This is a genomic window from Streptomyces sp. MMS24-W38, from assembly GCF_059889265.1.
Map to the genome: position 1 here is coordinate 6,346,190 of NZ_JCBCPP010000001.1, position 10,081 is coordinate 6,356,270.

Here is a 10,081-nt window from a genome sequence, read left to right on the forward strand (position 1 = left end):
GACGTGACAAAGCCATGACCACCACCGAAAGAAGCCGGATCGACGCCCCCGTCGCCGTCATCGGCAACGGCCCGGTCGGCCAGACCGCCGCCCTGCTCCTGGCCCACTGGGGTCTGCCCGCCATCGTGTTGGACCAGCGCCCCGAGCGTGACCCCGTCGGCTCCAAGGCGATCGCCCAACAGCGCGACATCCTCGATATCTGGGACACCCTCGACGGAGCCGGCCGACAGATCACTCAGGAGGGCCTGACCTGGAGCCGTTCCCGCACGTTCCACCGCGAGCACGAACTCTTCTGCACCGAGTACACCGACGACGGCTGTGCCTTTCCCCCCTTTGTCAACATCTCCCAGACCCGCACCGAGCAGGTGCTCGACGAGCGGATCGCCGGCCAGCCGCTCGTCGAGGCACGCTGGGGGCACCGGGTCACCGACCTGATCCAGCATCAGGACCACGTCGAACTCGTCTGCGAGACCCCCGGCGGCAACGTGACCGTCCGCGCCGCCTACGTGCTGGCCTGCGTGGGTGCCCGCGGGCACGACCTGCGTGAGCGCCTCGGAGTGGAGTTCGGCGGCCGCACCTTCGGCGACCAGTTCCTCATCTGCGACATCCAGGCCGATCTGCCCGGCTGGGAACGAGAGCGGCGCTTCTACTTCGACCCGGAGTGGAACCCGGGGCGCCAGGTGCTGATCCACCCCTGCCCGGACTCGACGTACCGCATCGACTGGCAGGTGCCCGAGGACTTCGACATGGCGGCCGAGGAGAGCGACGGCCGGCTCGACCGCCGGATCCGGGCCGTGATCGGCGACCGCCCGTACCGGATCGTGTGGAAGTCGGTCTACCGGTTCCACTCCCGGGTCGCCGACCGGTTCCGGGTGGGCCGGGTGCTCCTGGTGGGCGACGCCGCACACCTGGTCTCCCCGTTCGGCGGCCGGGGCCTGAACTCCGGGGTGCAGGACGCCGAGAACGCCGCATGGAAGGTCGCCGCGGTCCTGCACGGCACGGCAGGGGAAGCGCTGCTGGACAGCTACCACCACGAGCGGTACGCCGCGGCCCTGGAGAACCTCGCGGTCACCGGGGCCACGATGGAGTTCCTGGTTCCCCAGACCCCCGCGGAGCAGGCTCGGCGGCTGGACGTGCTGGAGCGTGCCGTGGCCGATCCGGCCGCTCGGGCGGAGGTGGACTCGGGACGGCTGGCAGAGCCGTTCTGGTACGTCGACTCGCCACTGACCACCACCGACCCGGCGCGCCCGTTCGCCGGCCGACCGCCGAAGGGGTCCGTGCCGGCCCCCGGCCCCGGAGTGCTGGTGCCCGACGTCCCGGTCACCGACCCCGGCACGGCCAGGGCGACACGCCTGCGGCTGCTGGCGCGAAGGCGCTTCACCGTCGTCACCGGCGACGAGGTGGACGCCGCCGCGCTGCACCGGGAACTGCTCGACCTGGGCCGTGCCGTGCCCGTGTACCGGAGCGCGGACCTGGCCGGGGGCGCCGCCGCGACGCTCGGCATCAAGCCGGACGAGGTGTGGGTGATCCGCCCCGACGCCCATCTGGCCGCGACACTCACCGATCCCACCGCGGCCGAGGTGAACGCCGCCGTCACCCGGGGCCTCGGATCCGCCGTCACCGCGCTCGCGCGGCCGCCCCGGCCGACCTCCTCCCGGGTCTGACACCGCGCCGTCGAACGTGCTGTTGAACGTGACCCGCACTCGACACGTCACTGACATGTATTCCGGGTCACAGTGATGGCCACCTGGTGACGGCGGTCACGCCGAGGGGTGGCGGGAGACCGCGTCGCCCGCCACCCCTCGGTCGAGCAGGCCGACGTCCGTCCCTTCCTCGAAAGGCAGCACAGTGACTGCTACCACGCATGCCACGGGAGTTCCCGACGCACCGTCGCCGGCCGCGCGGCTCGACCGGCTGCCGGTCGGCCGATGGCACTGGAAACTCACGGTGCTGGTCGGAATCGGCGCCTTCTACGAGTACTACGAGGTCTTCCTCGGGGGAGTGCTCGCAGCGGTCCTCGGCCCGATGTGGCAGCTCAACAGCTTCGAGACCGCCAGCCTGATCGCTTCGGTGTTCCTGGGCATGTTCTTCGGTGCCCTGACCCTGGGGCGCCTCGCCGACCGAATCGGCCGCCGGCGCATGTTCCTCATCAACCTGACCATCTACCTGTTCTTCAGCCTGGTCGCCGCTTTCGCCCCCAACCTCTGGGTGCTGGTCGCCTGCCGCTTCATCGCCGGCATCGGCGCCGGCGCGGAGGCCGCCCTCATCCCGGCGTACCTCGCGGAGTTCATTCCGCCGAAGCGGCGAGGCCGTCACATCGGCTACGCCTTCACCATGGCCTTCCTCGCCTACCCGGTGATCACCCTCATCGGAGCCCCCCTTGCGGGGAGCCACTTCCTCATCGAGGGGTGGCGCTGGCTGCTGGTGATCGGTTCCAGCGGCATCCTCGCCCTGCTCTGGTTCCGCCGTGGTCTGCCCGAGTCGCCCCGCTGGCTCGCCTCGGTCGGTCGCCTCGACGAGGCCGACGCCTTGGTCACCAAGATCGAGAAGGAGATCGTCGCCAGTACCGGAAAGCCGCTTCCGCCCGTGCCGGTCACCGTGTCCCAGGCACCCGCGCACCAGGGCGAGGACCGAGCACGGGTCTCCGACCTCTTCAAGCGCGGTGCTCGTAGAGCCATGATCGCCGCCGGCGCCCTGTGGACGCTCAACGTCCTCGCCTACTACGGCTTCAGCTCGCTCACCCCGCTCCTGCTGGCCGACAAGGGCTACGACCTGAAGAGCTCCCTGCTCTACACGGCCGTCATGGCGATCGGCTACCCGCTCGGAGCGTTCACCGCCGCACTCATCGCCGAGCGGTACGAGAGGCGGACCGTCTGCATCGCCACCGGCCTGGGGACCGCCGCAGCCGGCCTCTTCTTCGGCTTCGGGGTCGGCAGCCTGATGATCATGGCCGCGGGCTTCGCGATCGGATTCCTCTCCAACGTGCAGACCAGCTCCATCAACATGTACGGCTCGGAGGTCTTCCCCACCAGGTTGCGCACCACCGCGATCGGGCTCTGCTACGGCACCGGACGCCTCTGCGCCGTCGCGATCCCCTTCCTCGGCATCGCGATCCTGGACGCCTTCGGAGGCACGGCCGTCGTCCTGCTCTCGGTCGCCCTCTTCGTCATCACGGCCGTCCTGGTCTGGATCTTCGGCCCCAAGACCACCGGCAAGACCCTCGAGGAGATCACCGAGGAGCACAGCTCGGACTCGCCGTCCGTCACGACGGTGGCCTGACCGCCCGACAGAACCCTCTCCGGCGATCGGAACCACGACGGTTCACCGCTATGCCACCGAGGCTGTCCAACTCCCGGCCGCCCTCGCTCCCAGCCTCACCGACGCGGTGCGCGGACCGCGTCGGTGAAGGCGTACCCGCTCCTGAACGGCACGCTGCTGCCGATCGACGTCCACATCGTTCCGTGCCCGGGACCGCGGAAGTTGATCCCCGTCACGCCGATAGCGGTCGAGCGTTTCCTGCGACGAGCTGGAGGCCGACGGGGTCGGCCGGGGCTGCGCGGTCCCGGTGGGTCCGTACCATTCATGGCTCTCGAATCTCACCGCAGCGAGACGCCGGTGTGGGCGCGGCGGGGGTAGCCTCCACCCATGCCGAGCTTCGAGATCACACCGATAGGCACGGTCCGAAACAACCGGACGGACGTCCAGCACACGGACAACTGGGGTGCCGTCCGCAGCACGATCACCATCGACGAACGCTTCGGCGAGGCCTGCCTCCAGGGTCTGGAGGGCTTCTCCCACGTGGAAGTCCTCTTCGTCTTCGACCGGTTCCCGGAACCCGACGACTACCGCGAACCCCGCCCCTACCGTGGCCGCTCCGACCTCCCGCCCGTCGGCGTCTTCGCCGGCCGCGGCCCCCGCAGACCGAACCGCATCGGGTCGACGTGGTGCGCCGTCGAATCCGTCCACGGCCGCGAACTGACGGTGGTAGGCCTCGACGCGGTCTCGGGCACCCCGGTCATCGACCTGAAGCCGGGCATGGCGGAGTTCCGCCCGGTGGACATCGAGCAGCCGGAATGGGTCAGCCGCCTGATGTCGGAGTACTTCCAGCCGTAAGCGGGGTCTGGGGGCGAAACCCCGGAATCCCCCCGGTGAGGAGACTGCTGCGGCAGCCGGTCTCCAGCTGTTTTCCGGCCCCGCGTTCTCCGTCCGTTCGCCGTCCGCCGGGCACGCGGCTCCCCGGTGCATGCGGATCACCGTGTATGTCTCGCCGTCCCCCGGCGGCCGCGTCCAGGAGCGGGTGGTGAACGTGTGCAGCCGCCCGTTCACGATGGCGTGACGCGGCAGATGGGCGCCGAACTCCTTGGTCACCGCTTCCGGCAGCGACCGTGCCCGGCGGCTCGCGGTCTGCCGGGCTCCTTGGCCTCGTCCAGCGTCTCCGGCCGGATGTCGTCTCGGTGAATCCCCTTCACACCGGCCACACTTGCTCCTCCGCGACACCTGCACACCGTTCAACGGTGGCCCGCGCCGGGGAGCCCGAGGATGCTGCCGGAGACGCCCGAGGACGACGGGACGACCGCGCCGCCCGCCCGTGACCGGCCCCCCGCGGCTCGCGTCACCCCGCGGGCCGACCTGCGGGCCGCGCTGGTCGACGCGACCGCGGCGGTCGTTCTCACGGCGGCCGTGTTCGTGTTCTTCTGGGCGCGCATGGAGTCGGGCGATTCGGCGACGGTCGCGGTCATGCCGTTCATGGACGACGCCGGTATGTACTGGATGTACCTGCTCAGCCAGGCGTTCGGCTGGTCGGGGCTGCTGTGGGCGTGGGGCACGGTCATGCTCGGGCTGCTGCTGTCGGGGCCGCGACCGCCCGGCCCACCCTCCCGCGAGCAGCCCGCACGCCCCCGAAACGGAATGACCGCCCGGCCCGGAGCAGAGGGTGAGGCACCCGGCCCTCCCGCCCCGGGGCGGGGCAGAGGCCACCGTGGTGTGGGCGCCCCCCCGAGTGGGGGGAAGGAAGGCCGGCGACAGGGCGACGGCGGAGCGAAGAAGCCGGTGTGAATCCGGCGCGGTCCCGCCACTGTGATCGGTGAGCGGATCCCGACAGGCCACTGCCCGGGGCGGGTGGGAAGGCCGGCACGAGCCCCGACCCGAGAGCCAGGGAACTCACGCGGTCGCCCCCTCGACGAACCACCGGGGCGGATCTCACCGGAGACAGGAAGGGCGTGGCGTGTCCGCGACGCCGACCGGGGCGACGACCGAGGAGCCGGCGGGCGCAACCGCGGCCGGACCGGTTCCGTGCCGCATCGTCGTGCAGGGACTGCTGCTGCGGCAGACCCAAGGCAACCGGTGCCGAGCACACGGCCCGGACCCGACGCCTGCGCACGGCGGCGCCGGTACGTGTCTCCACATGCCTCGACGTCTGCGACCAGGCCGACGTCATCGTCGTCCAGCCCCCCCGCCGAGGGCCGTGCCGTCGGTGCCCGGCCGGTCTGACCGGGGTCGGCCGACCTGTCCGGCGGTGAGGGCGAACGCGGTGGCCGGCAACGGGCATCGGCCGCCGGGTGGATCTTGGTGGTCGGCCTGCCGTGGGCCGGCCGATCTCTGCCGCCCCCCGGCACCGGGTACCTGGCGGTCGCGCCCCGCGAGGTGCCCCTCGACGGTCGGCGCGCGGGCACCGTACGGTCGGCGATGGTCACACCGGACCTGCCGGGCGGGCAACTCCGGCCGCAGGGAAGAGAAGAAGGGCGGGAAGCTCCGATGGAGGGCAAGGACCCCTGGATCAGAACACTGCGCGGTGCCGTGCCACCTCGCGCGCGCGTGCTCTTCTTTCCGCACGCCGGTGGCGCCGCCTCGTTCTACGCGCCGTTCGCGCGGCGGTTCCCCGAGGGGTACGACGTCGCGGCCGTTCAGTACCCGGGGCGGCAGGAGCGCTTCGGTGAACCGTTCGTGGCGACCGTCGAAGGACTCGCCGACCGGCTGATGCCGTCCCTGCGGCGATGGGCGGCGGAGCCCGTGCCGCTCGTGCTCGTCGGCCACAGCATGGGGGCGTCCGTCGCCTTCGAGTCGGTACTCCGGCTCGGGCGCGACCGGTTGACGGCACACTGCCGTCTCGTCGTTTCCGGCCGGACCGCCCCGTCGGCATCGCGTGAGATCCCGGCTTTCGACTCCGACCAGGAGATCCTCGACCACCTTGCCGGTCTCGGCGGCACCGACCCGGCGATCGTCCGTAACCCGGATCTCATGGACCTGTTCCTGCCCGTCATACGCAATGACTACCGGGCGGTGACCCGGTACCGGCCGGTCCCCGACGCCGTGGTGGACACGCCCGTCCTCTGCCTGACCGGGGACCGGGACCCACAGGTCGCGCCGGAGGAGGCCGCGGCCTGGAAGAGTCACACCACGGCCGGTTTCCGGCTGGAAACGCTCCCCGGGGAGCACTTCTTCCTGACGGACCATCCGGACACCGTCGTGCGGCTCGTCGCCGAGTGCGCCGACGCCGACGGGCGATGACGGACGGCATGTTCGCGGCTCGCGGGGGCTTGCGGTACTGCAGCGAGCAGGTTGATGTACGCCCGCGCACGCACGGTGGTCGTGAGCGCCGGTGGCTTCCTTCACACGCCGGGTCGTTCGCCCGTGTGCCGGGCGCCCGTCAAGGGGCCCGGCACGGGCGGCGTTCAGACATGCCGTTGCCGAATCTGGCCGAAACCCACGGGGTGGGTGACCAGGCCTCCGAGGCGGATGGTGCAGGTGGCGGCGGTCATGGTCCGGTTGTCGCGAGAGAAGTGAATTCTCCGTTGGTGCAAGGGATTTGAGTGTGGGCCGACGGGTACACGCCCCTCGCGATGGGTCGCTGACTGGGCATCTCCCCTCCGGTTTCGGGGGGTTGCCATTGCGTGACCCAACGTGAAAACTGTGAGCGCATTCGGCCCGGAGGTATCGGGTCGAAGCGTGTTCTGGCACGAAAAAAAGCACTGAATCATGGAACAGGAGAGTTCTGCGCGGGGCCGCTGCGCAGGAAAGTCGGGGGGATGCGGTGATGTCTGTTGGGTGCCCGTCGCACGTGTCACCGGGCTGCGGGCGTGCGGACCTGCCGGCCGCACGGTGGACGTCCAGACCGCTCGGAGCCGCCGCCCCGCCGTACGGAACCCGTCCCGAGGTCTGCTGACGCCCCGGGAAGCCACCCGCGTTCCGTGCGAGGGCGGACGGGCGGGCGGCCCTCGAACGGCGGCCGGCCCAGCCTGACCACGAGTCGGCCGCCTGGCGCGGAGCGAGGACTGCCGACCGGTGCCATACCCGTTGACCACGCCCATGACGGCCACGGCTTCCCGCCCTGCCCGGCGGACCCACAGCACCGTCGGTGACCCACCGCCGGGCCCGCGCGCCCTCACGCAAGGAGGAACGGTGACCAGCACACAGGTGACCAGCACACAACTGTCCGGGACCGAATCGCCCCTGGACGCGTTGGCCGACCAGTGGCGGTCCTTGCGCGAGGCGGGCCCCGTGACCCACGACGAAGGGCAGAAGCAGTGGCGCGTCGTGGACCACCAGGGGGTCTCCGCCGTCCTCGCCGACCCGGCGACGTACTCGTCCGACCTCACGCCGATCACCCCCACCCAGCAGGACTTCGAGACCTTCCGGCAGGGCAACTTCGTCGGCATGGACCCGCCGGAACACCGCAAACTCCGCACCTTGGTGAGCCAGGCCTTCACCCCCAGAGTGGTCCACGGGCTCGAACCACGCATCGAGGCCGTGTGCGCGAGCCTGCTGGACGGTGTTGCCGACCGGGACCGGTTCGACCTGGTCGACACCCTCGCCCACCCCCTGCCGATCATCGTGATCGCCGAACTCCTCGGCATCCCCGCCGACGACCACGGACTGTTCCAGGAGTGGGCCGGCACCCTCTTCGGCGGCGACCAGCTCGGCGACAGCCTCGACATGGCCGACCTGGAACGGGCGCTGGAGGCCATCGCCCCGACCGTGCGTGAGATGAACGGCTACGTGCTGGACCACATCCGGCACCGCCGCGCCCACCCCGGGGACGACCTCACCAGCAGACTCCTCACCGCCGAGGTGGACGGAACACGCCTGGCGGACGAGGAGATCGTCGGATTCGTCGCCCTGCTGCTGGTCGCCGGGCACGTCACCACCACCGCGCTGCTCGGCAACGCCGTGGTCACCTTCGACCGGCATCCCGGAACCCTCGCCGCGCTGCGCGAGGACCCCGCCCGGCTGCCGGACGCCGTCGAGGAGGTACTGCGCTGGCTGCCGCCCTTCCCCGAACTGGGACGGCGCACCACCCGGCCGGTGGTGCTCGGCGGCCACGAGGTCCCGGCCGACACCCTGCTGATGGTGCACCTGGGCGCCGCCAACCGTGACCCCTCCCGCTTCACCGCTCCGGACGTCTTCGACGTGGCCCGCAGTCCGAATCCCCATCTGACCTTCGGCCACGGCATCCACTTCTGCTTCGGCGCACCACTGGCCCGGCTGGAAGCACGGATCGCGCTGCACATGCTGATGGAACGTTTTCCCGTCCTCGCGGTCCCCTCCTACGCCGACGTCACGTACCAGAACCCGGCCGTCATCGTCGGCGTACGCCACCTGCCGATCGCCGTCACCAGAGCGTGACGCGCGTCGACACGCCCAAGTCCCGCACCGCTCACCCGCGGGCCCGGCCGTGTTCCCTCCCCGCACCCGCTCTCCCCAGGAGTACCCTGCTCATGCTGTACACCGCCGCCGCTCCGGCCGCCGACCGACCGCTGTCCCCGCTGCGCCGGGAGTTGCAGAGCCGCATCGACTCCCTCGCGCGTGTCCACCGCGTGCCCGGCGCCCAACTGGCCGTCCGCACCGGCACGCACACCCTCAGCGTGCACACCGGAACGGCCGACGCCCTGACGGGAACCCTGTTCACCGCCGACACGGCCGTACCCCTGGGCTCCGTCACCAAGCTCGGCACGGCCGCCGCCGTGCTGCTCCTCGCCGACGACGGAGACCTCGACCTCGACGAGCCCGCCGCCGAACTGCTGCCCGAATTCGGGTTATTGCCCGATGTGACCGTGCGTCACCTGCTCAGCCACACCGCCGGCCTGCCCACCGGACCCGACTCCGACAGCGCCGCGGGCACCACCCCCACGCGCTACCTCTCGGCGGCCTGCACCGCGCAGAGCGCCCTGTTCCCGCCGGGAACCGGCTTCTCCTACTCCAACGCCGGCTATGTCGCCGTCGGCCGGATCATGTCCGAAGTGACGGGCATGACCTGGCAGGAAGCGCTGCGAGCGCTCCTCCTCGAACCCCTTGGCATCGTCCCCGCGTTCCTCGGCGACGCCACCCCCGCGCGGCCGGTTGCCACCGGCCACGCCCTCAACACGGCCACGGGCCTGGTGCGCCCGGCCCACCAGAACCTCGCCCCGGTGGAGGCTCCGGCCGGAGCCCTGCTGGCGAGCGCCGAGGACCTGGTGGCCCTGGGAAGGGCCGTCATCGGCCGGTCCACCGCCCTGCCCGCGTCCGCCGCCGCCCGGATGCGCCGCTCCGAACCGGCCGCCGATCCCGGTGCCCTGGCGGACTCCTGGGGCCTGGGCCTCGCCCTCTTCCAGCAGGACGGCCGCGTGTGGTGCGGCCACGACGGCAACGCCCAGGGCACCTCCTGCCATCTGCGGGCCGAGCCGGACAGCGGCGTCGTCGTCGCCTTCACCGGCAACGCCGGCGGCGCCACCGCCCTGTGGCGGGACCTCGCCGCCGACCTCACCCGGCTCACCGGCATACGCGTGCCGGCCTCCCCGGCCACCGCCCGCCGCGGCCGCGCCGTACCGCTGCCGGAGTGCGCCGGCACCTACCGCAACGGGGGCACCGAGTACGCGGTCAAGCTCGACGGGGCCGGCACGCCGACCCTGTCCGTCGACGGCGACTACCCCATACCGCTGGTGTGTTACCCGGACCTGTCCTGCGATCTGGTCGACCCGGCAACCGGCCGGCACGAGCCCGGCGGCCGCTTCCACCGCGACCCCGCCACCGGGACCGTCGACCGCCTTCAGATATCCGGACGCACCGCGCGCCGCACCGGCACCGTCTGACCGCGCCCGCGTCACGC

Annotated in this window: 6 protein-coding genes, 3 pseudogenes and 1 riboswitch; all 9 genes and pseudogenes read left to right on the forward strand. The window is 71.6% G+C overall.

Translation table 11 applies throughout. The annotated features are described in order from the left end of the window. The first annotated feature begins 14 nt into the window (after nucleotides 1–14). The gene (locus AC6F7H_RS27890) at nucleotides 15–1,664 is read left to right on the forward strand and encodes an FAD-dependent monooxygenase (RefSeq protein ID WP_500759887.1); all 1,650 of its coding nucleotides are present in this window, start codon (nucleotides 15–17) and stop codon (nucleotides 1,662–1,664) included. Between the two features lie 184 nt (nucleotides 1,665–1,848). Then, nucleotides 1,849–3,279 carry an MFS transporter gene (locus AC6F7H_RS27895; RefSeq protein WP_500759889.1) on the forward strand — a complete coding sequence of 477 codons (1,431 nt, stop codon included), beginning with the start codon at nucleotides 1,849–1,851 and terminating at the stop codon, nucleotides 3,277–3,279. A gap of 25 nt (nucleotides 3,280–3,304) precedes the next feature. Further along, nucleotides 3,305–3,447: pseudogene (locus AC6F7H_RS27900) on the forward strand (IS5/IS1182 family transposase); the annotation flags it as partial. 198 nt (nucleotides 3,448–3,645) lie between these two features. Then, nucleotides 3,646–4,113, forward strand: coding sequence for an SAM-dependent methyltransferase (locus AC6F7H_RS27905; protein WP_500759890.1), 468 nt, complete (start codon nucleotides 3,646–3,648; stop codon nucleotides 4,111–4,113). Between the two features lie 426 nt (nucleotides 4,114–4,539). Beyond that, a pseudogene (locus AC6F7H_RS27910) lies at nucleotides 4,540–4,881 on the forward strand (ferric reductase-like transmembrane domain-containing protein); the annotation flags it as partial. 161 nt (nucleotides 4,882–5,042) lie between these two features. Then, nucleotides 5,043–5,159: riboswitch (cobalamin riboswitch) on the forward strand. 140 nt (nucleotides 5,160–5,299) lie between these two features. After that, a pseudogene (locus AC6F7H_RS27915) lies at nucleotides 5,300–5,487 on the forward strand ((2Fe-2S) ferredoxin domain-containing protein); the annotation flags it as partial. 267 nt (nucleotides 5,488–5,754) lie between these two features. Further along, nucleotides 5,755–6,507: a thioesterase II family protein gene (locus AC6F7H_RS27920; protein ID WP_500759892.1), complete on the forward strand. Its 753-nt coding sequence runs from the start codon at nucleotides 5,755–5,757 to the stop codon at nucleotides 6,505–6,507. Nucleotides 6,508–7,398: 891 nt separating this feature from the next. Continuing rightward, nucleotides 7,399–8,622, forward strand: coding sequence for a cytochrome P450 (locus AC6F7H_RS27925; protein ID WP_500759894.1), 1,224 nt, complete (start codon nucleotides 7,399–7,401; stop codon nucleotides 8,620–8,622). 92 nt (nucleotides 8,623–8,714) lie between these two features. Further along, entirely contained in the window at nucleotides 8,715–10,064 is a 1,350-nt protein-coding gene (locus tag AC6F7H_RS27930; protein ID WP_500759895.1) for a serine hydrolase domain-containing protein, read from the forward strand. The last annotated feature ends 17 nt before the right edge of the window (nucleotides 10,065–10,081 follow it).

Excerpts from the sequence above, each read along its gene's own strand:
- AC6F7H_RS27890 (WP_500759887.1), top strand. The coding sequence starts at position 15 with ATGACCACCACCGAAAGAAGCCGGATCGACGCCCCCGTCGCCGTCATC.
- AC6F7H_RS27920 (WP_500759892.1), top strand. The coding sequence starts at position 5,755 with ATGGAGGGCAAGGACCCCTGGATCAGAACACTGCGCGGTGCCGTGCCA.
- AC6F7H_RS27930 (WP_500759895.1), top strand. The coding sequence starts at position 8,715 with ATGCTGTACACCGCCGCCGCTCCGGCCGCCGACCGACCGCTGTCCCCG.
- AC6F7H_RS27905 (WP_500759890.1), top strand. The coding sequence starts at position 3,646 with ATGCCGAGCTTCGAGATCACACCGATAGGCACGGTCCGAAACAACCGG.